Source organism: Candidatus Hodarchaeum mangrovi, from assembly GCF_975850365.1.
Genome location: NZ_CDLCQJ010000087.1, coordinates 1 through 22281, shown reverse-complemented (window position 1 = coordinate 22281; position 22281 = coordinate 1). Strand labels below are relative to the sequence as shown.

Here is a 22281-nt window from a genome sequence, read left to right as displayed (position 1 = left end):
TCTATGGCTGATTTTCATATTATGAAAACCACTCATCCAGACTTGATCCAAAAATTATTTACTAATTTGCAAAAGATTATGTACAGAGAGAATTTTCCCAAAGAGTTCATCTCATGGGGACTATGGCGTTGGAAAAACATACCTCAAAAAGTAAAAAATTTCTTAAATTATCAAAAAATTGAATACACTGGTCAATTTCTGAACCAGAAGGATGGAGATCATTTGAGATTTATTCTTACCTCTTATCCTTCTCCTTGCGTTGAAGGAGGATTTTCAACCTTTATATCCTCAAATCAGATGTTTGAATTAAAATACTTGGAACATTTACTCCCTATTTTAGGAAATGTAAATTACAATGAAGAATTAGATATTATTTCAATTTATCTTGAGAAGAATGTTAGAGTTGATATTTTCAGTGATGGATCTGTAATTCTCAAAGGTAATACTTTGGAATCAATTAATGAGGCTATAGATCCAGTTATTCGGACAATCTATCGCAAAATTTGTTGTGATGGATGTGGAATTTGCCTTCATCATTGTAATGAACATGCATTATATTTAGAGTCAGAGTCAATTCAGGTTAATATGGAAACTTGTATTAAATGTCTACAATGTAATAAATTCTGTCCTTTGATTAGATATCAAGCTGATTCAGATTTTCTAAGTTCAATTCCCAATAGTTAAGAGTCAAGTCTTAATAGGGATTTTATTTTATGGGATGAAAAAACTTGCTCATCTGATCTTATGGTCAGAATAGCAGAAATCAAGAAATTCTTAATAATTTAAAAAGTTTGAACATTATTTGGTCAGTCCTTTGAGTGTTTTAGTTATAACCTATCTATAAAAGCATTCTAGTAAGTCAGCTAATTGAAGAATAAGTCTCTAAAAATTAACTTACATTAGTCAATTATGATTGTATGAATGTTTAATTAGACAAAACTTCTAACAATGGTGCTTAGCAAATTTTTTGCGACCATATCACTATTATACATCTATTCCAATGAGTTTAACGCTAAATCATATGGAATTCAATTAATATAAGCATTCTTAAATAAAAGAAATATAAACTCTAAGAAATTTTGAGAGTGATAACGTGGATGGTAGAAAAGATAGAGTAATTGATGGAGCTAAATCCATTCTTTCCACTAGAGGATTTAAAGTCACATCTGAGGCAGCCAAAGATGAATACTATGATATTTTTGGAAAGAATGATGAAAAAGAGACTATTATTGTGCGTATTCCACTTAAAGAAGTGGTTGGTGTAAAAGAACTTCGTGATTACCGTGAGGAAATAGAAGAGAAAGGATATAACTACGCTATATTACTTGCTTTAAATAAATATACCCATTATGCTAAACGTGAAGCTCATGAGGCTGGAATTGAAACTTTTTCTATTAAATTTCCATTTTTCAATATCTACAACCATTATCTAGTACCTGTCCATGAATTTGCCACTGAAGAGGAAATTAAGGAATTAGAAGAAAGATATTCTATTTTTAAATATCAATTGCCAAAAATATCAGTTGATGATCCAGCAGCTCAGCTTCTTGGTGCAAAACTTGGAGATGTATTAAAAATCAAACGAAATAGTCCAACTGCTGGTGAATTTGTAATATATCGCACAGTTGTACCATAATGGGGGAGTTTGAGAGGTTATAAACGATTCATTGTCACTTATACAAGAAAATAAAAAAGGCTAAGAGATGGGACAGAACAGACCTCAAACGTTACTATATGTCCCTTGAATTATTGACATTACTTTAACGATGAAATATCAAATAAAAAAGGTTGAAAAAAAAGTAAGAGGATTGCACATTGGTTAAAACAAAAAGGATTTTAATTATTTTGTCATTAATCATTTTCTTAAACATATTGAGTTCCAATACTGTCAACCTAAGTATCCTACAAGCTCAGGGAGCATTTACTCCTACTAGAGAGGTTGATATAGTTATCGGTATCGATATTGGACATTTAAATAATTTCACGACTAAACAAATAACTAATTTAACTAATATCCTTAATTCAACCTTCAGTACACAGAAAATCGTTTTTATTAAAGGTGAACTAACAGAGAATACCTTAAGAAACTTGGATGTTGCGATTATTCTAGCGCCTACCAAAAAATATACTGAAACTGAAATCAATAATGTTGAAGAATATATTAAGAATGGTAATTCTCTTCTTGTGGCTTCAGGTTTTCGCAATCAAACCACTGAACCTATTAATGATCTTCTCGAACCGTTTGGATTAGTATTCAACCTATCAAGCTCTCTTATTCCTGAAAAATATCGTACATCATCTTTGAATGCGACCCCTCAATATTTCTATTTAGCACAAAATTTCACCTCTCCAGTTACACCCATTACTGAAAATATCTCCCAAATTATTGTTCCGAATGGAATGGGAATCTCTAGTAATAAGACGAAAATAGAGGAATACAAATCTCCTGACATTATATTTAATAATCCAATTTTATTAAGGAATTCTGAAGATTCAGTTTCAGAAAACAATACTCTAGCTTCCACGCTTGAGTTCGAGAACGGAGCACGGATACTAGCAATTGGCTCTACTCAATTTTGTAATAATAGCTATATTGAACCAATATCTAACACAACTTTGCTTTTCCTTGATAATACTGATTTTATTTTAAATTCGATTCGGTGGTTAGGACGAAATCAAGGTATCATGAGTTTCTATAACTCATGGGTTGATCTAGATGATGCCTCAATATCAATAGGGGTTATAATTAAAGGTAATGTTACGCTTGTTGATACAAAGAATCAAAGTATTTCACAGAGTAAAGTGTTTATAGCCCTTGAGCGAGATGGAAAGATTTTGAAATCACGAGCAATGCAACTCGATCCAGTCAATAAATCCAATTATTTTGGATGGATAAGTACAGAGGGACTTAGTTATGGACATTGCAATGTACTTTTCCTTGCTAGTAGAGTAGGCTATCTATCAATCGAAATTTCAGCAGGACGTAATTATTTAAAAAGACCTTTTCCATTTCCCATCCCACCGGATTTGGCAGTTTGGGGATTATTTTTAGCTACAGTTGTACTATTTATAACGACAGCTTTCTTCTTAAGAATGAATATTAGAAAAGGGGAATAACAAACCCCGTTTTTCTATTAATGAGATAATAGAGACTCTTTTGTCAGCTCAAATTCTTTAGGAAGAAGTAAGAAATAATCAAATTTACCAAGGTTTAAGATAGAATAATGATACTTCCTAATATAGGCATTTAAATATTGAAGAAAACGTTTTGCTTCCATAGGGTGTTTAATCCTAAATTCGCGAAAGAATATAACTATAAGTCCATGGTTTTCCATTTCAAGTTCTATATCGTCTGCATCCTGCAAAACAGTAATTGAGATACATCGTACTCTCTGATTTTTAGACCTAAAAGATTTATTTAAACTATCATAAAAATCAGATATTATTGATGTCATTTTAGTTGCCAATTAAAGTATTTAATAAGAAATAGGAAAATCTCTCTATATATAGAATTGAGGTTTGAGTGATTATTTTTCATTCTCTAACATTAAAACTAATTGTGTCATGCTGATATTAGGTGTATTTCCATAGTAAGGATATCGAAAGAAATTGAATTTATCTAAATGTTGACGGGCCCGAAGAGATTCGAACTCTTGACCCCTGCGTTTCTTCAATATCGTCGGGTTGACAATATTCCGCAGCGCAGTGCTCTATCCAAGCTAAGCCACGGGCCCATTTTAAAGGAAAAATACTTTTTAGGAGCTTTTTTAATCTTTTAATTGCTTCTTTCAGCCTTATTTGATATTAAATACCTCTTCAAAGAATTACCAGGTATTAATACTTCCAATAATTATAGTCTTAAGTTTTTATGGTTCTAGCATCATTCCTTCTCTGAGATATTTCTGTACTCTTTAAAAGATTTGAGGTATGCTTTTTTTAAAAAGGCTATTAAAATAAGCTAACACTTATTTAAGAACAGGTATATTCTCTTTCGTATGCTAAGAACAATTTTATGTTTTCTAAAGCATATCTGAATTGTTACTCACTCTTATTTACGTTCTAATTTTAAACCACGTAACTTTTATATTGTATATGTCATCAAATATGTTCATCAGTATCAACAATGAAAACAATTAAAAGAGAAAACATATGGAAAAATAGTGTATTATTCAAAAGAAAAAAATGAAGGTTTTATATTATGAAAACCCCAACACTGATTGGAACCTTAATTTTCGGTTCAAGTTTCTTGATAGTAGCTATCGCAGCCATAAGACTTGATTTTATATTAACTGATCTCCCAGAGACTCAATACTTTGAATTATTCTTCATTTGGATAGCAGGAATCATAGGTGGGATTGGTATTGGATATGGAAATCGGGAATCATATGGTTATAATGAGGGTAACACGGCAACAATAATAGGTGGCCTTGGTCTAGTAGGAAGTATGATAATTACTGTATGGATGTTTATAATGGAGAGTCCCCCTCTTCTAGGCGTCATAATTGCATTTATAAGTGCTGTTTTAGCAGTAATTGGATTATACATTGTTGTAGTTTCCACTCAGGAAACATACTAATCCTTTTTTTATTTTTCAAAGGGAAATTTTTGAAGGAATTCTTCAAGAATTGTCTCTAATTTTATGGGTCCTTGCTCATCTAGCTCATATTTAACACGGACTGTAGATTTCTTAATTGACAATAATCGTCCCAAATCAATTGGTGTACCAATTATAACAGTTTCACAATCAGATGCATTTATTGTTTCCTCCAACTCCTTCATTTGTGTATCTCCATAACCCATGGCTGGTAAGACATCTATAAGATGTGGATATTTTTTATAGGTTTGTTTGATCGAACCAACAGCAAAAGGTTTAGGATCAATTATTTCTTTGGCCTTATAATTCGTTGCAGCAATATATCCAGCCCCATATTTCATATCACCATGAGTTAGTGTGGGTCCGTCCTCAACAACAAGAACTCGCTTATTCGTAATCAAGTTTGGATTTTCAACAATAATGGGGGAGTTAGCAATTATGATTCTTGCTTTAGGGTTTAATTTTTTTAAGTTTTCAGTTAATTTTTCCACATTTCCTTTAGGAGCAGTATTTGCTTTATTAATAATTATAATATCAGCCTGTCGTACATTAACCTCACCAGGGAAATAAGATGATTCATGCCCTAACCGATGAGGGTCTGCTACAGTTATTTTAAGATTAGCATGATATAAACTCCAATCATTATTTCCTCCATCAAAAAGAATGACATCCGCTTCTTTTTCTGCTGCTTTAAGAATTTCTTCAAAATCAACTCCAGCAAAAACAAGGTTTCCTTCCATTATATGAGGTTCATATTCTTCTATCTCCTCAATTGTACATTTATTTTTTCTTAAATCATCATAAGTTCCAAATCTTTGACATTTCTGTAGTAACAAATCGCCATATGGCATTGGATGCCTAATGACAGCTACACGTTTCCCCATATTCCTTAATATCTTTCCAATCTTTCTTGTTGTTTGAGATTTTCCACTTCCTGTTCTAACTGCTAAAACAGCAATTAATGGAAGGTTAGATTTTAACATAGAATTATTTGGTCCAATAATTCGAAAGTCAGATCCTAAAGAGAGAATCCAAGATACTGTATGCATAACATAATCATAGGGTAAATCTGAGTATGCCAAAATAACCTGTTCAACTGAAAATTTTCTAAGAATCTCTGGTAATTCCTCTTCAGGAAGTATCGGAATGCCTTCGGGATAGAGTGAACCTGCTAATTCGGGAGGGTATTTCCTGCCAGCAATATCAGGAATTTGAGTTGCAGTGAATGCAACAACATTATAAGCTTCATTATTCCTAAAATAGGTGTTAAAATTATGAAAATCGCGTCCTGCAGCACCTAAAATGACTACGTTTGTACGTTTCATTGTAGTTCCTCATTTTGTTGAACACTCATTAGCCCCAAAGAAGGAATTTTTAAAATATTCTTTTTGGCACTTCAAATATTTTAAAAGATTGAGCCTGAAAAATGTGTTTATTGCTCAAAATGTCAAGTAAAAAGTTAAAAAATTCATTAAAAGGCTAAAAAGCACGGAAAGAAAATGCTAGATTAATCAAAGAAGTTGATTTACCTAAATAACAGACAATATTTTATGTGACAATGAATTTAAGTGTATCTTAATTAGGGATTATGAGGAATTCTAACTTTTTAAAAGAAAAGAAAACAAAAAAACTAGTTGTAAAAGCGATAGATTGAGAATATTGGAGGATAAAGAATGAGTTCTGATGTTGAAGAATGGTCTATGTTACCTAAAGCGATTAAATTAATGGACATTTCTTTAATCGGTTATGGAATTATATTTCTAGCATCTCTCGGATTATATTTACTATTTCTGGATAGAACAGTTCAGAATCTAATGCCTATCTTTATGTGTGCTATTCTTACTTTAATTACATGGAATTTTCGGACACAATTAAAAAAACATTCCAAATTTTCTATTCAACAGCGTTTATTTAGAGAATGGATTATAATAGGTATTCTAATAATAGTTTTTGTTGGAATATTCATCTTTATATACCCTGTTACCTATTGATTTACTGATTACCAAGACTAACTTGATAAATTAGTGAATATCGATTAAATCAGTCACTTATGATGAAGTTATCCCCGCATGAGTTGTACCTACAACAATGACATTCTGAAGAGCCGTCTGAAGTGGAAAACTGATAATTTTTCAGTATGATAAAGAAATAGAGGAAAAATCATGAGAAAAGACTTAATGGAGATTTTAGCTTGTCCTATCTGCAAAAATCCTGATCTAGAGCTCATTGTTTTTCAAGAAAATCCTCATGAGGTTGAATCAGGGTTAATTTTTTGTCAAAAATGTTCAAGGTTTTATCCAATTCGTGGAACAATCCCAGTCATGCTTCCCGATGATCTTAGAAAAAAAGATGAGGATTTAAAATTCTTAGAAACACACAAGGAAAATATTCCTCTTAAAATTCTTCAATTAGGAAAACCTTTCCCCCTTTTACCTCCAGAGAACGAATAATTGGCTGTTTTTTTTTAATATAAGATTTAAATTATTTATGAGATTTTACAAATCACAGGATTTTGGTTATATTTAAGACAGTTTAATTCATAAATAATTAAATCTTAAGAAGGAAGAGATCCCGTGAAAACCTCTATTTTTTCTCCTGAATTAGTGTTTCTAGATTTTTTCACCAAATTAAAAGTAAAGCTTAAACAACTTATAAAAACAACCGAAATTGCTACTTTTTGCAGTTCATTAAGTAAATTATCAATAATTTTTGCAGACATTGAGAATGATACAAGAGTTCTTGAGTATGTTTCATTATTAGACCTACCTGAAGAAGAAATTGAAGGATTGAATATTATCTTAGCTGGTTCATTCAAAACATCATTTTCATATGGATATAAAGAAAAAGAGTTTGTATTTATCCGATTAGAACGAGATTCCTCCTTTCTAGAAGAGGAGCATAAAAGTGCACTCAAAGGATTGATAATCCATGAGCTTCTCCATTCGGTACAGCGACAACGAGGGTTGGAAGTCCGTTTGAGGAATTCACTTGTTTTCAGTTTGGAATTTTTTGGTCAACTTGCTTCATTAATACCTCCAGGAACATTTGAACATGAAGAAATTCTCCGTTTTCTGCGCGAGATTTCCCAAATGACATTATATACCTTAAAAGACATATTTGTAAATGTCGAAATGATCAAGCGTGGGTACTGTAGCCTTCTCCTAGAATATATAGGTGTGGAACTAAGTTATGACCATCCAGAGAAGGTTTTAACGCCTAAATTTGATACACCATTTGAGAAAGGACATATTAGAATTAAAGATTTATCAGAATTTGCTAAAGCATTTAATTTTACAGTATCATTAATACCCACATGGCTTCCAGCTATGGTTCTAGATGTGGATGCTTTCGATTACCAAGCATCCCGTAATTTAAAACACTTCGTGTTTGACAAATACTATACTAACCCTTCTTTAATAACACAAGAAATGTGGAACATTGAGAACATCTTTTTGACATCTTTTGCCTTTGCCAAAAGCTTTCATGTAAAATGGTTTGGAGCATTATTCAATCTAGCTCTTGAATATCTTTTGGGAGAAGATTTTGTTTTTTACCATCTTTCAAAAGCTTCTGAATTAGTTGAACAAATTTATTCCGAGACAAATGATCGTGAGCAAAAAAAACTGGCAATAACACCTATTTTAAAAGCTGCTTATGTTCAAAAAAGTGAATATCCCTCTGGAATTCAACAACATAATATTGATGAACTATTAAAGCTAATGAAAGAATATAATATTGATAAAGATGAGATAGCAGAGCTGGAAGAAATTTTAGATGAAGAGGAAACACAGACAGGGCATTTCTTTCAAGGGTTATTGCAACTATCAATTATGATTCTAGTGCGAGACTTAAAGCATGTGACAATTTCTGGACAGATACATTTAATAAATCTATTTGGAAGGGCTATTTTTACCCTCCTACAAGTCATAAGCCATTTAGGCGATGATTGTGATAACATCTATTATCACGATGTAAGATTAACTACAAAACGGTTGATAAGAGTAGATAATTACTTTAAGAAGATAGATCTTGTACTTTATTTAGAAAATATCACCAAAGCTGCTATCTTTCAAGCTGAGGAAGATCCAACTACAGAAGAAGTCAAAGAGCTCCTATTTAATCTTGACTTCTTTGATGTTCCCCTTACTAACGCTTACATTGACACAGGATTGGCCATGATCCGAAGTACAAAGATTGTTATGAATCGGGTACCCCCAGAAGACCCCGAGTTTCCTGAAGTGGCATCACAATTTATAGGAATTATTATCTCCGAAGAAAAATTCGAAGAAGAGGAACTTGAATATATTGACATGATTCTCGTATGTGCAATGATCGCAACGAAAAATATTCCATTTAAATTAATTCAACCTGTATTAGAAGCATTTATCTCGGTACATAAGGTGTTAGACTCTGAAAATAAATCTGAACAAACCTAAAAAAGAATTAGAAATTTAATGAACTATTTTAGCTAAAACTTCACAGATACAAAGCCAATGGTAAAACAATCTTTTCCTCGCTTCTGATAGATCAGGGTTCTGTGAACTCGTAGGAAGCCACTTGCTTTAGCTAGTGGTAGTTCACACAAGAATTAAAAAATTAAATATAATCTAGAAAATTGTAATAAAGAATAGTTTTAGAAGGATTAAACATTAATAATCCACTATTGTAAACTCCAAAATCAAAAAGAAGCTAAAAGGGCCTGTAGCTCAGTCTGGTTTAGAGCGACCGGCTCATAACCGGTTGGTTCGTGGGTTCAAATCCCCCCAGGCCCATGAAACACAAAACAATGGCATCATAGCTCAGTTAGGTAGAGCGTCCGGCTGTTAACCGGGTGGTCGCAGGTTCAAAGCCCCAAAAGAGGATTTTTTGGAGTGAAAGTCCTGCTGGTGCCGTTTTCTTCTCTTTGTTTAATAAGATTAGTTTTAAATTAATTTATATTCTAATTTGGATGTTTTAAAAAGACAATATACAAATAGAAAATTATTTTGAAATTAAAATTAATCAAAGGATGTAATTAATAGAAATAAAATCATAGATTAATACAAATTCCCAAATAATCTTTGTTTGGGGAAGCAAAGGTAATTTCAGCGAAAAAAAGGGATTATTCTAAAAATACCTTAGGGATAAACTACATAGAGTCCATCTTGAAATACTGTAGGGTCCTTTCCCCGTTTTCCACGCAACCGGGTAGCTTCTGCTAATCTGGTAGCTGCTTGAGCAACTTTCTCCTTATCGATTCCTGTAAAAATTACGAGATCTCCTTCAACCTTTGTAGTTACATCAGCATCTGCAGGGACACGAATAGGATCACGGCGACCATAAAGATTTTTTATTAGTATAACTTCTTTTTGAACTTCTACAGTAGCAGGAAAATGGGAGGTTATTACTTGGACTTTATATGTGAACCCCTTCGTGACACCAGTAATCATATTTTGAATATGTCCAGCAATTGTTCCTACCATTGATGCCTCATTTTTACTCCCAAAGTAGTTCTGAACTTTCAAGGTGTTCTTTTCTTGAGTTAAATTAACCTGTAATCGATTGAATACACGGGATAATTTTCCCTTTGGTCCTTCGATGTGGATTTCCTGTCCGTCTCGAGTAGGTTTAAGGGTAGCAGTCACCTTCTCTGGGACTTTAATTACTCGTTCTATTGAATGATGTCGCATTATTTAGTCCTTCCTAAATCCTCTAATACACATAAGCTAGTAATCTTCCTCCAAGGTTACGTTCCTTTGCTTCTTGGTGAGACATGACTCCCTCGGATGTTGATACAACTAATATTCCCATGTCTCGTGCTGGAAGGTACTGCTTTTCCCATTCTACGTAATCAGAAACTTTAACTGGATATCGTGGTTTAATAACCCCAATTTTTGTTATTCGTCCTAAGAGCTGAACTGAAATTATCCATAAATCTTCCATGACTTCGAATTCTCCGATTGCTCCATATTTTTGGATTACTCGTAAGACATTAGCAATTATACGGCTTGCAGGTCGGATCGCTACTTCTTTTTTCCCTAAAATTTCTGCATTGGCTATCGTGGACATAGCATTTGCTAGTGGATCAAGCATCACCAATTCTATCTACTCTTTTTATGTTTATTATTTTTGAAAGATATAAGAATAATTATTCATTAACTCAGAGAGCTCTATCATCTCTCAATGCTCATCTTAACCGTCCTTGCCTCAGGTTGTTAAATTTTATCTAGGTGAAATTTGTTTAAAAGAATGATTTTTCAGTTTTTTTCCATCAATTTCTGTATCAGATAAATCTAGAGTTTTTTTAGGTCAATTTTCGGAGGATTTTTCCTGTTTTTTACGTTTTATCTTTGCAATTGAACCAATTGTGGTAGCTTTTGGTATAAAATCATCTACAATAGTTTTTTCATCTGTAATTTCTGTTTTTAGTTCGATTCCGAGCTCACGTTCGATTTTTGCAATTATTATGTCAGTGGGTAATACTTTTTCAGCTTCTATCCTAGCTAGGAGGGTTTCTTTCTCTTTTATAAGTTGAGCAAATTCTGCTCTTCCTAGTCCCTTGTCTCTTCGAGCATTTTGGATAATTTCGCCATATCCATCGACAAGGATCTTATCGTGGAGAAAATCTTTCTTAGGTGGTTTGTATTGTCTTTCAGGTTTGGGAGAACTACGTTGAGTTGGTCTTGGGGCTGTTGGAGGCTTAAATGGTCGTTTTTCTGGTTTCTTTTGGACAGGAGTACCAAACTTCGCACATCTAGCACAAGCATAGAGCTTTACACGATCAATTTCAACCAAAGTAACGGGACTTTCTGCACCACACATTTCACATGGTTGATTCCGGGACAATTATTCTACTTCCTCTTCATAAACGATTTTTCTGGAAAGGGGTTTTAAGATTTTGACCATCAAATAAAAATTCAAAGCTTAAGTTATAGTCCATTCTGTGAAGTTGTTAAATAACTAACCATTAAATCTTCAAAATGGTGTAAACAGATGGTTTTTTTCTGTATGCATCCCATTACTAACTAGTTCAGGATAATATAAAAAATTAAGTAGTTTTTTATGTATAGCTCGAAAAGAAACAAAAATAAAGGGTTCATGACAATGTAATATTGACAGGTAAAAACTCTTCCGAAACACCCTGTCTGGAGACTAAGTGGAAACAACAGTCTCTGATACTATTTCCAATGGTAACTTTCGTAAAGCTTTAATACACGACTGAAAGCAGATTAAGATGTAGGGAACTTCATGCCAGACACAGTGGAAAATAAAAAATCAACTTTCGATGAATTCGCTGATTCTTATACCCGCACCATGGAGCGCAGGATTCGTGCTTTAGAGACTGAACGACAATTATTAGAGGTTCAGCGGAACAAGCTTGAGGAGGAAAGAGACAATCTAAAATTAGAACTTCAAAAATTACGACAACCTCCTTTATTTACAGGAACTCTCCAAGAGGTATTAGATGACAACAAAGCGATAGTGAAAAGTTCTACGGGGCCATCATTTGTAGTTGTGATCGATTCTTCCATTCCAAGCGAAACCCTGACTCCTGGCGCACGAGTGGCTCTCCATCAACGGAACTTTGCTATATTAGAAGTCCTTCCTACAAGTCGTGATCCATTAGTTCGTTCTATGGAAATAGATACTAAACCAACGGAGTCTTATGAAGATATTGGGGGATTAAAAGAGCAATTGCAAGAGCTTAGGGAAACGGTAGAATTACCACTACTTAATCCAGAGCTGTTTGAGAAGGTGGGTATTGAACCACCCAAAGGGGTCTTACTACATGGTCCACCAGGGTCAGGAAAGACACTGATGGTAAAAGCGGTCGCACGCGAGACCAAAGCTACATTTATTCGGGTGATTGGGTCCGAGCTGGTTCAAAAGTATATAGGGGAAGGCGCACGATTGGTGCGAGAAGTGTTTTCCTATGCTCGGGATAATTCTCCAAGTATATTATTTATTGATGAACTCGACGCTATCGGAAGTAAAAGACTTGATATTGCCACGAGTGGAGATCGAGAAGTTCAGCGAACCCTGATGCAGTTATTGAGTGAATTAGATGGATTTTCTCCACGAGGTGATGTAAAAATAATTGGGGCAACCAACCGAGTCGATATCTTGGATCCCGCTTTACTACGACCGGGGCGATTTGATCGACATATCGAATTTCCACTCCCAAATCAAGAGGAACGACTGGAGATCTTTAAAATCCATTCACGAGGGATGAATGTGAACTCTAAAGTGGATTTTGCCTTCTTGGCGAGTGAATCAACACAGGCATCGGGAGCAGATATTCGTGCAATCACTCAGGAAGCAGGAATGTTTGCAATTCGGGAAAAACGGACTATGGTAACGTTTGATGATTTTAAGAAGGCTACCCAAAAAGTCTTAGATAAGAAAGGCAGTTTTCTTGCCCGTATGAGCCAATATCTATAACCCCTCTTGTTAGGTCTTCGTTATTGTTTTAGAAATAATAAATTTAAGAGTTCCTGAAAGGCCTGAATAGCAGCTATTCGTTCTAAGCGAGGATGTGAAAGATCCTTGAATTTAAGGGTTTGACTTAAGGGTTCAACTAATTCATTAAGAGAAATATCCTTTACCACCCAGAAGTAAAGTATCAGGGTCTCAATGGCGTCCGCAATTCTTCCTTTGTCTCCTTTAATCAATAATGCTTTTTGGTCGTACCAGATCGAGGTTTTATACGCTTGGGCAAGGATAGAATCTGATACTTTGATACCTGTTACATGATTAGTTGCTAGACTTTTCGCAAGGGAATAAAGAAAGTTCACCAGAGCATCACCTAATTTTGCATTATCCTTTTGAGAAATAAAATCAGTGAGAGATGCTTTACTATCAAGAACCTTTTGCAGCTTATCCTTCAGATCTGCCACTGTTAACCCAAGTTTCCGTTAAAAGTTACCTTTAACCGTGGAGTGAATAATTTCCGTTAGTTCATCACACATTTGAATGATAGATTTGGACGCAACACCTAAGGCTTCGATTGGAACGATTTCTGATGTTCTTAGATAAAAAATTGGATTTTCCAATAAAGGATGGGGAAACCTATAAGCTGTAAATAAAACACCAGCTTGATCTTTGAGGACTTCACGTAGGAGGTTTAGAAAACTATGGTCTTCTCCTTCTATTTCAAATTCGAGTAATGATTCTTCTCTTCTGAGAATTTTAATTTGCGACATTAACACCCCTAGAAACGACTTTCTATGCAGGATAACCCATTTAGACTTCACTTCATAAACTTTCTTTTAATATTTGCTTAGCAAGGAAGGAACTTAAGGTAGGAGGAACACTCTCACCAATTTGGTTGTATTGCTGCTCAATGGGACCTGAAAAGTGAAAAGAATCAGGAAAACTCATTAAACGAGCATGTTCGCGAATAGTACAAAATCGAGACTCAGAAGGATGAATAAAGCGGCTTTTTCCCATAACAGTGGGACTGGGGTGTTCCCAGTCAAGACGAATGAAATTACGTAACGTGGAATTTCGACTTCCCTTAAAATAGACCAAAGCACCTCCAGGGTGGAGTTTAATGAGTTTTTTAGCCATTTTGAAGGGAATGGGGATTGTTTCTTGATATAAATCATCTAAAGGGTCAGGAAAATCCGTGAATGCATCCCTCACTGTCACTATAGGCGTTTCTTGCGTTGAATTAAATGGAACATTGGAAATAAACACACGTTTACGAAAACTGGGTACACCATGATTCACTGCTTCTAGGCGATTAAAATAGATCACAGGATAGGGAGAATGTCTGAATTCATAACGAATAAGTGCTTGGAGAGTAGAAGAGGCAAGCTGAGACACATTTTCTATAAGAAACACCCGCGGTTCTAAATCAATAATCAGTCGAATAGCATCAAGCACCAGTCGACCCCGCTCATCCTCGAATAATTGATTATAACCTCTAGACAAACGCTTTGGATTGGCTCCCGAAAACGCTTCACACGGAGGACTGGCAAGGATTATATCAGGATACTGATGGTTCAATTGCTCTAACAGCTCTAAACTATGTAGGGATCGAATATCACATTCTAATGTCTTAGTTCGGGGAAAATTCATCTGATATGCATTAAGGGCATAAGAATCTTGATCCACCCCTAATACAATAGAAAATGCATTACTAACCTGACGAAAACCTTGAGTAAACCCACCACAACCACAGAAAAGATCGAGGAGCAACATTATAGACTCATAACTCATCTCAAGAATCAAAGTAGCCTACAAAAGGATTAAGCTCTTTAAGACAAAAAAGTATTGAATAGGTAGACAGTTCAATATCTGAGAAATATTCCTTCTGGTTTACCTATATATTACAAATTATCTTATTTTTTATCATAGAGTATTCTATTAACCCCTTTTGGTAAAGATTTGAGTTCTATACCTTCATTGGGTAAAAGAAAAGATATTAGGAAAGTAAAATAGATTTTAATCACATAAGGTAAGAAGTTTTATGCTTTATTCCTTATCTATTTTTATTTATGATAACAATTATAAAAAGATAAATCATAAAGACCAACACTGTCGTATGGAGTGAAAAAAATGAATATATTAGAGATAACAGGATTAGAGCAAATATTTTTAGGCTGGTTCCTAATTTTTCATGGGTTAATCCACTTAATCTTCTTAATTTACAATTATGATGAAAAAACTAAGGTATATACAGGATGGGCTCGACGATCATGGCTCTTAGATAAAGTAATACCACCCCCACTTCTCTCTTATATCGGAATAATGACTTGGATTCTAATCATGATCTTATTTGTTGGAAGTGGATTAGGGGTTCTAGATCTTATAGCTTTGAATGAATATCTTCCCCCATTGATAATCCTTTCGTCAACTATAGCAACGATAGCCTTTATCATATTCTACAATGGCCTTGCCCCAACACCCTTTCATTGGATACTTGGAGTCATCATTGATGTAACCTTGATTATCTATGTCATTGTCTTTCCACAGAATGGATTACTGGTAGTGATACTATTACTCCTCATAACAGGGTATGGGATGTTATTTCACTCCAAGATTCTAGCGAAGCTTACCCCTCCACAAGCTTGAAACAACAACAAAAATCTTAGATAGCTCCTCTAGAGGCATAGAAGAGAGTAAAATGCAAAAAATTCACTTCAGACATCAGGATGGGAAGCAAGTAAACCTCCAAGAAACAACGCGGTTTGAGCAATGGGATTGAGATCGTACAAAACACTTGGGAGAAAAATACAATGACCAAGATCCAGCTCCTTTCGGGTTAACCCAGGACTAGAGCCACCAACAATCACTAACACCTTACCTACGTTAAGAGCGGTATGAATATCGGGAAAAGGAACAGGTTCCTTAGCATATTTCTGAGCAACCACCAAAAAGACAGTATTTGGTTGAAGAGTGGTAAGAACATCTTCAAGATCCGTAAAAAATAATAAATTCCCGTCATACTTCAACACATGCTTTTGCGCCTCAGGAATACCAATAGAAGCAGCAGAGGCCGTAATCTTACTAAAAAGCACAGTCTTACACTGCAAGGCAATACAAGTATCCGCAAATAACCGCACAAAACTACGACTATGCGAATTATGCAAAAGCATAAATAAATTAGAGAAGACCATAGAAGCACACACTCAGAAAAAAAGAAAAAAAACGAAATATAAAACACTTTACATGAAGCAACAAACAGAACCACAGCCAACATAACAACCAGTCGGGATATCCAAGCCTGGTATGGAGCTAGCCTGCTAAGTTAGTGCTCTGCGAGCTCGGGGGTTCAAATCCCCCTCCCGACGCTGTTTTAATAGGATTTCACCCAATCTTTTTGACCAAATGTCCAATTTTAGTCTTCTCCTTTCATTTGGGAACGGCTATTAGGTGTTTGGGAGTACTCGTCCTTTGAGGGGAGATCAAAGTCTTGTACCATCATATTAGCGATCATCAACAGATGCACTCTTAGCGTATTGTGGTCATAGCTCATCGATGTAAACCACTTCTAATCGGACTGGGGTTTTCCACCAAATTTGGTCAAATCGATAATAGGGATTGTATTTCCTTCGGGGTCCTGGAGCTCGGCATATTTTCCACATCTGACCTCAATAGGCTCTAAAAGGATATTATACCCTGCTTTTTGATAGTATCTACAAAATTTTTCTACATTCTCTACCTGGAAGCTAATAGCAGGCGTTGGTAGAGTTGTATCCTTATGAAGGACTATTTCTGCATCCGTTTCAGGTAGAATTAAACCCACTATTTCTTCTTCTTTATCCTTCCATCCTATTTTCAGACCGAAAACCTCTGTATAAAACTGTATTGCCTTCTCCAAATCTTTTACACAATACATAACGCAATCAATTTTCTTCAGAAGGGTTCCTGTCATTATTCTATCTTTCTATTCTGGTTTTTAACTCCCAGTCCATGAAATAACCTGTTTGAGCTTATAAAGTTTACTCTAAGTTCACTTTTTTGATATTAATTTAATCTCTACGAATATTCCCTTCCTCTATTTGGAATTTTACCAAAAAGTAAGTGGGCCGGAGCAGATTCGAACTGCCGACCTGCTCCGTGTCAGGGAGCCGTCATACCGGGCTAGACCACCGGCCCATTTTTTCATTCTCGATTTTTTTCTTCTGATTTTGTCTAACTACCTAATAGGTCTCGGATTAGCTATCTTCTGAGGTTAAGATTACTTTTCCCCCAGCTGTTTCAATTTTTTCTCGTGCTTTTGTAGTTATGTTTTCAACAGTGATTTGAAGGGCGTTTGTTACTAGTCCCTTTCCCATGACCTTTGTTATGCCATGTTCTGTTAAGTTTATTTTAAATCCTTTTCCTTCTTTGGTTGCCATACCGTTGGTAACCAGTTTTTCAATTTGCCTGTTAATATCTCCAATATTTATAGCTCGAGTGGTTAAGTTTGGATTTGGAGCTGTAAAGCCTTTTTGACTATCGATTAAGGCTTTTATTCGGGTAATACGTTTATGGTCTTTAATTCCTGCTCCCCCTTTTCCTCCTCGTTGTCCACTTTTTCGATGGCCACCTGAAATTCGTCCGTATCCATGGGTTCTACTCCCTCTTTGTTTACGTACTTTTTTCGGTCTTCTAACTGTCATTCTTTTCACTTTATGCCATTTTATCAATTAATTTATTAATTTCTTTTCCTCTATAGCCTAGTGCTCCACCAAGAGTATAAGGTTTTTTTACGCCTCTAATGTTATACCCCTTCCTAGGCGGATGTAACCGAAATACTGGTTTAAGTCCTTTTATATCTTTTATGTCAGCTTTAAAAGTAAGAAAGCTTTTGATAAAGTCATCCATATTTTTAAATTTTGAATTAGCTTTAATATATTCATCAGTTAATCGTCCTCCTCCTTCAACTTGCCCTCTTTTTAGTAATAAAGTCTTAAATGTCTCAGAATCAATTTCACCCCAGGTTAATGTATCTTTTGCTTTTTGAAGCATCCCTTTAAAGGTTACACGATCATCAATTATTGTACAGTGATTTGTTCGGTTCAAGCGAAGCAGATTAAGAGTTTTTTTGATAGAATAACTACGATCAACAGTACCTCTTACTCGAATAACTGCAATTCTATTTGTTGGATTAATTGTCTCTTGTCCCATCCTATTCACCCCATTCTGACGAATGAGAAATGCTATATGTTGCTCGTAAGGCTTCAAACGTTGCTTTACAAAAGTTTTGTGTTGTTCTGGTATCTCCGAAAGTATTACTCCAAATATCTGAGACCCCTGCTAATTCAAGAACACTTTTAGCAACGTCACCAATAACTAATCCTAATCCTTTTGGTGCAGGCTTTAGAATAACTTTAACACTACCCACTTTTCCTTCCACCTCAAACGGTATTGAGTGGGGATTACTACATGTACATTCCCAGCTTCCACACCCTCTTTTTACGGGGATAATATTCAACTTTGAAAGAATTATCGCATTTCGAATTGCTGTTCCTACACCAGCTGCTTTAGCTTGAGCCACACCAACTATTCCATTTTTATTCCCAACACCGGCCGTTGCAATGAATAAGGTTTTTCGACCAGCATCTGTTTGACGTTGAACACGGCCTACATCTAATACTGTTTCAGTCAGGTTTGGAACCAGAAGATCAACGATAGCGACATCATCAATTTTGAAACTATCTCTGAAAATGTCATATATTGAAGTTATTGTACCATCTTTAACCATTTGACCTACTTCAGTTCTTGGGATCCATGATTCAAGATCAAAACTTGGAGCTCCCATTTCTTGGTCTCGATCTCTACCTCTGCTTCTACTCATAAAATAATCACAATCCTATAATTGATAATTTCTTATTCCTCTAAGTTATTTGATTCTTGGTTTTTTCAAATAATTTTGGTAAATCTACTGGATTGATATTTTGATTTATATAACCAGAATAATACTGCTTATATAAATTCTCATCTTCTCCTTTGATCTTTTTTGCATATTCAGCTATATGTTCTCCATTTAATCGTTCTTTTGAAGGAAATATTTTATCTGAGTGTGGTATTTCAATTCCTGCATCTACTATTCCTTTTAACACTGCAAAAACTCGAGAACCATAGATAGGAGGATTAATTCCTATATCCAGTATTGCGTTTGAAATTCCTTTTTTTAATGCTTTTTTTCCTGCTAGATATCCTACCAGATAAGCACTTGGGATATTTGAAGTGGCAACAGACCAATTAAATTTTTTTAATTCTCGTGTATGAGCAGCACAACGTGTCTGATCCCCATTAATATGTGCATCAACAAATTGCACTAAGCTATGGGAATTTGAAACCCTTACAACAGCTCTTGTTGTTGCACTTTTAACTAGTCTTAATCGCAAATGATAGTTAGTTTTCCCTTCTCTTCTTCGTCGATAGGGTACTCTATACCTTGCATTTCTTGCCATGTTCTTATCTCCTTTTCTTTTTTGGTTTTTTAATTATTCCCAAATCTTCAATCGTATTTTTTAGATGAGCTACATTACGATAAGAGTTCCCTTTAACTTTAGAATAAAACATTCGGTATTGAGAGGGTTGAATAAGATCATTATCTCTTAAGCCCTGTAAATAACGTCTTTGGCTTCTAATCTTATTCATCCAGAGTTCTTTACCTGGTTGTCTACCCCCTAATTTTCCTTTTCTGCTTCCATGTCCGCGTCGTTGTCCTCTCTGTTTTTGGACCTTTAACATTTTTGATCTTCCTCGGGAAACACCAATAGTTGGTTTTTTCCGAATTACTCCGTCATCTATTAGTTTCCTTACATCAGCACGAGTAAGTGCAAGTGAAAGATCTTCCTCGACTTCCGGATTTATCCAAACTCTATTTATACCCACATTCAAAATCCTTGCTGCTATTTTTTTCTGAGGGGTTAAATTCATTCTTCTTCACCCTTGTTATCTTCATCTAATTCTAGATCATCGATTGATATATCTTCCAGAAGCTCTTCATCTAGATCTAACTCGGTTTCAAGATCGCCTAAATCTACTTTAACCTTTGCAACTACTGGGTTTATAATCCGGACATTCTGCAACTCTGCTTCCATTATGATACGTTCCTTCTTCCTTTGTCCAATATTAGAAGCAATTCTTACAACTTGAGAAGTTGGATCTATCAATGAAAGGTCTGCAGCCGAGAAAACCAATATTTCTTCCTTCCCAGAACGCGTTTTATATCGTATTTCTTTAGGACTGCGGAAACCAGCCATTGGAATTATAGGCCATCCTTTTTTCTTCTCACGGGCCTTTGAATCAATCCCACGTGGTCGTCTCCAACTTTTTTTAATCCTTTTTAAGCGCCAAGATTCGATTCTTCGAAAAGATGGTATTTTTTGTCTAAGGTTTTTTCGAATATTGAGCAATCGATATTTTTCAGAATCGGGTTTTTTTTCCGAAATATTAGCCATATACTATTCATCCTTTATTTATACGTGGGATCTTGACCTTCAACTTATTTATATAGATAAAGAACCTATAATCAATATTACAAAAGATTATTGGTTCTAATGCAGGAATTTAAAACAGGTTCTAAGTGTCAAAACCAACTAGAACCCAGTAGAAGCGACTATTGGGACATTATTTAAATCATACAGAAAGAAACCTAATTTGGTTAAAGACAATTGAGAGGTAGTAAGAGAGTTACACATGCCCAGAAAGGTAATTATTACCTTTTTCTTCGATATTTTATTTGTTGAACCATATAATCTACGATCTTTTATAGAGTTTAGTGACTTAATTATTTTTAGGAAATAATTAACGATTTTAAAATGGCTTAGGTTTGGTGTCTTTTTTTTGAGGTTATATAAATTTGTAATTTTCATAATTTTGGTATCATTCAAGTATTAAAAATAGATGATTATGTGAAAAATAATCCTTCTTCTAGCCATAACTTAAACTATTACAATCACAATGGATTTAACAATTTAAAGGAGTGGTTTTATCATCCAGAACACAGCTGTCAAGACTCTTAAAGATATTCATTATCATCTCAATAAAATTTCTGAATTTAATAAGGATAAAGTTCAGTTTTGTCGAGTTCTAAAACAGTACAGTCCTTCTTTAGAATCTTTACCTACTCATCTTCAATCTTTTACTTTTGATCATTATATTTTCTCTTCCCTTAATCCACTTGATATCTCAGGTTTAACAATTGGGGGTATAGATGGAGGACATATTTCTCGTCTACTTATAGGTTTTGATATTTTCCTCTTTCGTGCAGTAGCAGTATTTATCACTTATACTCCTGAAGGTATTCAAAATACTACTTATTACCCTGCGAAAATTCCCCCTCTCGAAATAACAATTTCAGATTCTGCTTTTTCTTCTTTAGATTTTGAACATTTGGGTACATTACGTCGTGCTATTACAGAACTTCAAGTAGCGTTGCAGATTCTTGAATTAAGTGAGAAAAAGATCGATGTTTTATTACTTGATGGTAGCCCAGTTATTAATAAACCTTTAACTTCGAATCAGAAGATTATTAATTATTATGAAACTTATCTATCAATACTTCAGGAATTGATTTTTAATGCAAGGAAAAAGACTGTCAAGCTAGCATGGATTGTTAAAGACAGTAAAATGAGCTTAATGACTAAATTTCTCGGCAGAATTCTTCCTTTTATGATAGATAGAATGCCTGAACTATTGGAACTTGATTATAGAAATATTATTAATAATTCTCGTGATATGGATCTTTTTTACTATCTTTTAGACTTTCAATATCGTTCAATGGTTCTTAAACTTGATTTTAATGTCTCACAAGATTTCGCTAAAAAATTCGCGTTCTATAACTTCTATTTAAAAACAGCTCGTTTTGATATTCCTCTTAGAGTAGAGATATTTCAGCCACTCCAAAAAGAAACTAAAGAAATGATCAAGGAGATTAATATCTTAGCAGAAACGATTTTACCTCTTTCTCAGTATTATAAAAATTATGGGATTCCTGCGCCAATTGTTGAAGCTGATGCCAGAGCAAAGATAAAAGAGACAGAAGTTGATGCTTTTTTTCACTTGATGAGAAAACGGTTTCCAATACCCGATTTATGGTTAAGACGAAGAGAAAGATCTCCGTGGAAATTTTAAAAATAATAATTTAAAAGGTATGAAAATTATGATAATTGGAATAGTGATTGTCACTTCTGATTCGCCTAGTCTAGAAAAAATTGAAGTGATTCTAGAAAAAGACTCTTCTTTGATAATAGAAAGAGGAC

General features: G+C 34.6%; 28 protein-coding genes and 5 tRNA genes. 13 read left to right on the top strand and 20 right to left on the bottom strand.

Annotation, left to right across the window (positions count from 1 at the left end):
- From ACWVCY_RS08455 to ACWVCY_RS08445, 3 genes are all read left to right on the top strand, one after another.
- Positions 1-684: hypothetical protein (locus tag ACWVCY_RS08455; RefSeq protein ID WP_455142019.1), on the top strand; the 684-nt coding region annotated here is incomplete at its 5' end.
- A 409-nt stretch (positions 685-1093) separates the two neighbouring features.
- Positions 1094-1636: a DNA-directed RNA polymerase subunit H gene (locus ACWVCY_RS08450; protein ID WP_455142017.1), complete on the top strand. Its 543-nt coding sequence runs from the start codon at positions 1094-1096 to the stop codon at positions 1634-1636.
- A gap of 179 nt (positions 1637-1815) precedes the next feature.
- Entirely contained in the window at positions 1816-3117 is a 1302-nt protein-coding gene (locus tag ACWVCY_RS08445; RefSeq protein WP_455142016.1) for a hypothetical protein, read from the top strand.
- 17 nt (positions 3118-3134) lie between these two features.
- On the opposite strand, the gene ACWVCY_RS08440 is transcribed toward ACWVCY_RS08445, so the two are convergent.
- Positions 3135-3455, bottom strand: coding sequence for a hypothetical protein (locus ACWVCY_RS08440; RefSeq protein WP_455142014.1), 321 nt, complete (start codon positions 3453-3455; stop codon positions 3135-3137).
- Between the two features lie 175 nt (positions 3456-3630).
- Positions 3631-3734, bottom strand: a tRNA-Arg gene (locus ACWVCY_RS08435).
- Positions 3735-4198: 464 nt separating this feature from the next.
- On the opposite strand from ACWVCY_RS08435, the gene ACWVCY_RS08430 reads away from it, so the two are divergent.
- The gene (locus ACWVCY_RS08430; protein WP_455142012.1) at positions 4199-4576 is read left to right on the top strand and encodes a hypothetical protein; all 378 of its coding nucleotides are present in this window, start codon (positions 4199-4201) and stop codon (positions 4574-4576) included.
- Between the two features lie 8 nt (positions 4577-4584).
- Here the strand turns inward: ACWVCY_RS08430 and ACWVCY_RS08425 are convergent, their stop codons facing one another.
- Positions 4585-5919, bottom strand: a complete 1335-nt coding sequence (locus ACWVCY_RS08425) for a cyclic 2,3-diphosphoglycerate synthase (protein WP_455142010.1) — start codon at positions 5917-5919, stop codon at positions 4585-4587.
- 348 nt (positions 5920-6267) lie between these two features.
- Between ACWVCY_RS08425 and ACWVCY_RS08420 the strand changes: the two genes are divergently transcribed.
- The 5 genes from ACWVCY_RS08420 (at position 6268) to ACWVCY_RS08400 (ending at position 9486) form a co-directional block, all read left to right on the top strand.
- Complete coding sequence (locus ACWVCY_RS08420; RefSeq protein WP_455142008.1) at positions 6268-6585, top strand: hypothetical protein; 318 nt, start codon at positions 6268-6270, stop codon at positions 6583-6585.
- Between the two features lie 171 nt (positions 6586-6756).
- Positions 6757-7044, top strand: coding sequence for a Trm112 family protein (locus ACWVCY_RS08415; RefSeq protein WP_455142007.1), 288 nt, complete (start codon positions 6757-6759; stop codon positions 7042-7044).
- 123 nt (positions 7045-7167) lie between these two features.
- Complete coding sequence (locus tag ACWVCY_RS08410; RefSeq protein ID WP_455142005.1) at positions 7168-9030, top strand: hypothetical protein; 1863 nt, start codon at positions 7168-7170, stop codon at positions 9028-9030.
- A gap of 259 nt (positions 9031-9289) precedes the next feature.
- Positions 9290-9366: transfer RNA gene (locus ACWVCY_RS08405), tRNA-Ile, on the top strand.
- Positions 9367-9382: 16 nt separating this feature from the next.
- Positions 9383-9486, top strand: a tRNA-Asn gene (locus tag ACWVCY_RS08400).
- Between the two features lie 225 nt (positions 9487-9711).
- On the opposite strand, the gene rplF is transcribed toward ACWVCY_RS08400, so the two are convergent.
- From rplF to ACWVCY_RS08385, 3 genes are all read right to left on the bottom strand, one after another.
- The gene (gene rplF / locus ACWVCY_RS08395; protein WP_455142003.1) at positions 9712-10263 is read right to left on the bottom strand and encodes a 50S ribosomal protein L6; all 552 of its coding nucleotides are present in this window, start codon (positions 10261-10263) and stop codon (positions 9712-9714) included.
- Positions 10264-10285: 22 nt separating this feature from the next.
- On the bottom strand, positions 10286-10672 hold the full coding sequence (locus ACWVCY_RS08390) for a 30S ribosomal protein S8 (protein ID WP_455142001.1): 387 nt from the start codon (positions 10670-10672) through the stop codon (positions 10286-10288).
- Between the two features lie 210 nt (positions 10673-10882).
- A complete protein-coding gene (locus ACWVCY_RS08385; RefSeq protein WP_455141999.1) occupies positions 10883-11419 on the bottom strand; it encodes a multiprotein bridging factor aMBF1 in 537 nt (178 codons plus the stop codon).
- 402 nt (positions 11420-11821) lie between these two features.
- On the opposite strand from ACWVCY_RS08385, the gene ACWVCY_RS08380 reads away from it, so the two are divergent.
- Positions 11822-13015, top strand: coding sequence for a proteasome-activating nucleotidase (locus ACWVCY_RS08380; RefSeq protein WP_455141997.1), 1194 nt, complete (start codon positions 11822-11824; stop codon positions 13013-13015).
- Between the two features lie 20 nt (positions 13016-13035).
- On the opposite strand, the gene ACWVCY_RS08375 is transcribed toward ACWVCY_RS08380, so the two are convergent.
- From ACWVCY_RS08375 to ACWVCY_RS08365, 3 genes are read right to left on the bottom strand one after another with little or no spacing between them, the layout of a single operon-like run.
- The gene (locus ACWVCY_RS08375; protein ID WP_455141995.1) at positions 13036-13470 is read right to left on the bottom strand and encodes a ribonuclease III family protein; all 435 of its coding nucleotides are present in this window, start codon (positions 13468-13470) and stop codon (positions 13036-13038) included.
- Positions 13471-13488: 18 nt separating this feature from the next.
- Entirely contained in the window at positions 13489-13776 is a 288-nt protein-coding gene (locus tag ACWVCY_RS08370) for a DNA-directed RNA polymerase subunit L (RefSeq protein WP_455141993.1), read from the bottom strand.
- Positions 13777-13828: 52 nt separating this feature from the next.
- On the bottom strand, positions 13829-14779 hold the full coding sequence (locus ACWVCY_RS08365; RefSeq protein ID WP_455141991.1) for a DNA cytosine methyltransferase: 951 nt from the start codon (positions 14777-14779) through the stop codon (positions 13829-13831).
- Positions 14780-15136: 357 nt separating this feature from the next.
- Between ACWVCY_RS08365 and ACWVCY_RS08360 the strand changes: the two genes are divergently transcribed.
- Complete coding sequence (locus ACWVCY_RS08360; RefSeq protein ID WP_455141989.1) at positions 15137-15652, top strand: hypothetical protein; 516 nt, start codon at positions 15137-15139, stop codon at positions 15650-15652.
- Positions 15653-15720: 68 nt separating this feature from the next.
- Here ACWVCY_RS08360 and ACWVCY_RS08355 read toward each other — a convergent pair whose 3' ends face one another.
- A complete protein-coding gene (locus ACWVCY_RS08355; RefSeq protein WP_455141987.1) occupies positions 15721-16143 on the bottom strand; it encodes a RecB-family nuclease in 423 nt (140 codons plus the stop codon).
- Positions 16144-16288: 145 nt separating this feature from the next.
- Between ACWVCY_RS08355 and ACWVCY_RS08350 the strand changes: the two genes are divergently transcribed.
- Positions 16289-16371: transfer RNA gene (locus tag ACWVCY_RS08350), tRNA-Ser, on the top strand.
- 47 nt (positions 16372-16418) lie between these two features.
- On the opposite strand, the gene ACWVCY_RS08345 is transcribed toward ACWVCY_RS08350, so the two are convergent.
- The 10 genes from ACWVCY_RS08345 to ACWVCY_RS08300 all read right to left on the bottom strand — a co-directional run bounded on the left by ACWVCY_RS08345 (position 16419) and on the right by ACWVCY_RS08300 (position 21306).
- Positions 16419-16556 carry a hypothetical protein gene (locus tag ACWVCY_RS08345; RefSeq protein WP_455141985.1) on the bottom strand — a complete coding sequence of 46 codons (138 nt, stop codon included), beginning with the start codon at positions 16554-16556 and terminating at the stop codon, positions 16419-16421.
- A gap of 15 nt (positions 16557-16571) precedes the next feature.
- Positions 16572-16955 carry a VOC family protein gene (locus tag ACWVCY_RS08340; protein WP_455141983.1) on the bottom strand — a complete coding sequence of 128 codons (384 nt, stop codon included), beginning with the start codon at positions 16953-16955 and terminating at the stop codon, positions 16572-16574.
- Between the two features lie 150 nt (positions 16956-17105).
- Positions 17106-17179 (bottom strand) — tRNA-Val (locus tag ACWVCY_RS08335).
- 59 nt (positions 17180-17238) lie between these two features.
- On the bottom strand, positions 17239-17685 hold the full coding sequence (locus ACWVCY_RS08330; RefSeq protein ID WP_455141982.1) for an uL15 family ribosomal protein: 447 nt from the start codon (positions 17683-17685) through the stop codon (positions 17239-17241).
- A gap of 10 nt (positions 17686-17695) precedes the next feature.
- Entirely contained in the window at positions 17696-18193 is a 498-nt protein-coding gene (locus ACWVCY_RS08325; protein WP_455141980.1) for a 50S ribosomal protein L30, read from the bottom strand.
- 1 nt (position 18194) lies between these two features.
- Positions 18195-18863, bottom strand: a complete 669-nt coding sequence (locus ACWVCY_RS08320) for a 30S ribosomal protein S5 (protein WP_455141978.1) — start codon at positions 18861-18863, stop codon at positions 18195-18197.
- Between the two features lie 40 nt (positions 18864-18903).
- On the bottom strand, positions 18904-19482 hold the full coding sequence (locus ACWVCY_RS08315) for a 50S ribosomal protein L18 (protein WP_455141976.1): 579 nt from the start codon (positions 19480-19482) through the stop codon (positions 18904-18906).
- A 4-nt stretch (positions 19483-19486) separates the two neighbouring features.
- The gene (locus ACWVCY_RS08310) at positions 19487-19954 is read right to left on the bottom strand and encodes a 50S ribosomal protein L19e (RefSeq protein ID WP_455141974.1); all 468 of its coding nucleotides are present in this window, start codon (positions 19952-19954) and stop codon (positions 19487-19489) included.
- Positions 19951-20478: a 50S ribosomal protein L32e gene (locus ACWVCY_RS08305; RefSeq protein WP_455141972.1), complete on the bottom strand. Its 528-nt coding sequence runs from the start codon at positions 20476-20478 to the stop codon at positions 19951-19953. Before ACWVCY_RS08305 ends, ACWVCY_RS08310 begins: the two co-directional genes overlap by 4 nt.
- A gap of 696 nt (positions 20479-21174) precedes the next feature.
- Positions 21175-21306 (bottom strand): hypothetical protein, encoded by a 132-nt coding sequence (locus ACWVCY_RS08300; protein WP_455141970.1) that lies wholly within the window; start codon positions 21304-21306, stop codon positions 21175-21177.
- Here ACWVCY_RS08300 and ACWVCY_RS08295 point away from each other — a divergent pair.
- Positions 21245-22153, top strand: a complete 909-nt coding sequence (locus ACWVCY_RS08295; protein WP_455142021.1) for a DNA double-strand break repair nuclease NurA — start codon at positions 21245-21247, stop codon at positions 22151-22153. The genes ACWVCY_RS08300 and ACWVCY_RS08295 overlap by 62 nt on opposite strands.
- The last annotated feature ends 128 nt before the right edge of the window (positions 22154-22281 follow it).

Bases quoted from the DNA above. Each gene is read 5' to 3' on its own strand.
- ACWVCY_RS08425 (WP_455142010.1), bottom strand. From the start codon at position 5,919: ATGAAACGTACAAACGTAGTCATTTTAGGTGCTGCAGGACGCGATTTT.
- ACWVCY_RS08325 (WP_455141980.1), bottom strand. From the start codon at position 18,193: ATGGGACAAGAGACAATTAATCCAACAAATAGAATTGCAGTTATTCGA.
- ACWVCY_RS08365 (WP_455141991.1), bottom strand. From the start codon at position 14,779: ATGTTGCTCCTCGATCTTTTCTGTGGTTGTGGTGGGTTTACTCAAGGT.
- ACWVCY_RS08310 (WP_455141974.1), bottom strand. From the start codon at position 19,954: ATGAATTTAACCCCTCAGAAAAAAATAGCAGCAAGGATTTTGAATGTG.
- rplF (WP_455142003.1), bottom strand. From the start codon at position 10,263: ATGCGACATCATTCAATAGAACGAGTAATTAAAGTCCCAGAGAAGGTG.
- ACWVCY_RS08305 (WP_455141972.1), bottom strand. From the start codon at position 20,478: ATGGCTAATATTTCGGAAAAAAAACCCGATTCTGAAAAATATCGATTG.
- ACWVCY_RS08345 (WP_455141985.1), bottom strand. From the start codon at position 16,556: ATGAGCTATGACCACAATACGCTAAGAGTGCATCTGTTGATGATCGCT.
- ACWVCY_RS08315 (WP_455141976.1), bottom strand. From the start codon at position 19,482: ATGGCAAGAAATGCAAGGTATAGAGTACCCTATCGACGAAGAAGAGAA.
- ACWVCY_RS08360 (WP_455141989.1), top strand. From the start codon at position 15,137: ATGAATATATTAGAGATAACAGGATTAGAGCAAATATTTTTAGGCTGG.
- ACWVCY_RS08330 (WP_455141982.1), bottom strand. From the start codon at position 17,685: ATGACAGTTAGAAGACCGAAAAAAGTACGTAAACAAAGAGGGAGTAGA.
- ACWVCY_RS08420 (WP_455142008.1), top strand. From the start codon at position 6,268: ATGAGTTCTGATGTTGAAGAATGGTCTATGTTACCTAAAGCGATTAAA.
- ACWVCY_RS08370 (WP_455141993.1), bottom strand. From the start codon at position 13,776: ATGTCGCAAATTAAAATTCTCAGAAGAGAAGAATCATTACTCGAATTT.
- ACWVCY_RS08415 (WP_455142007.1), top strand. From the start codon at position 6,757: ATGAGAAAAGACTTAATGGAGATTTTAGCTTGTCCTATCTGCAAAAAT.
- ACWVCY_RS08430 (WP_455142012.1), top strand. From the start codon at position 4,199: ATGAAAACCCCAACACTGATTGGAACCTTAATTTTCGGTTCAAGTTTC.
- ACWVCY_RS08440 (WP_455142014.1), bottom strand. From the start codon at position 3,455: ATGACATCAATAATATCTGATTTTTATGATAGTTTAAATAAATCTTTT.
- ACWVCY_RS08320 (WP_455141978.1), bottom strand. From the start codon at position 18,863: ATGAGTAGAAGCAGAGGTAGAGATCGAGACCAAGAAATGGGAGCTCCA.
- ACWVCY_RS08340 (WP_455141983.1), bottom strand. From the start codon at position 16,955: ATGACAGGAACCCTTCTGAAGAAAATTGATTGCGTTATGTATTGTGTA.
- ACWVCY_RS08380 (WP_455141997.1), top strand. From the start codon at position 11,822: ATGCCAGACACAGTGGAAAATAAAAAATCAACTTTCGATGAATTCGCT.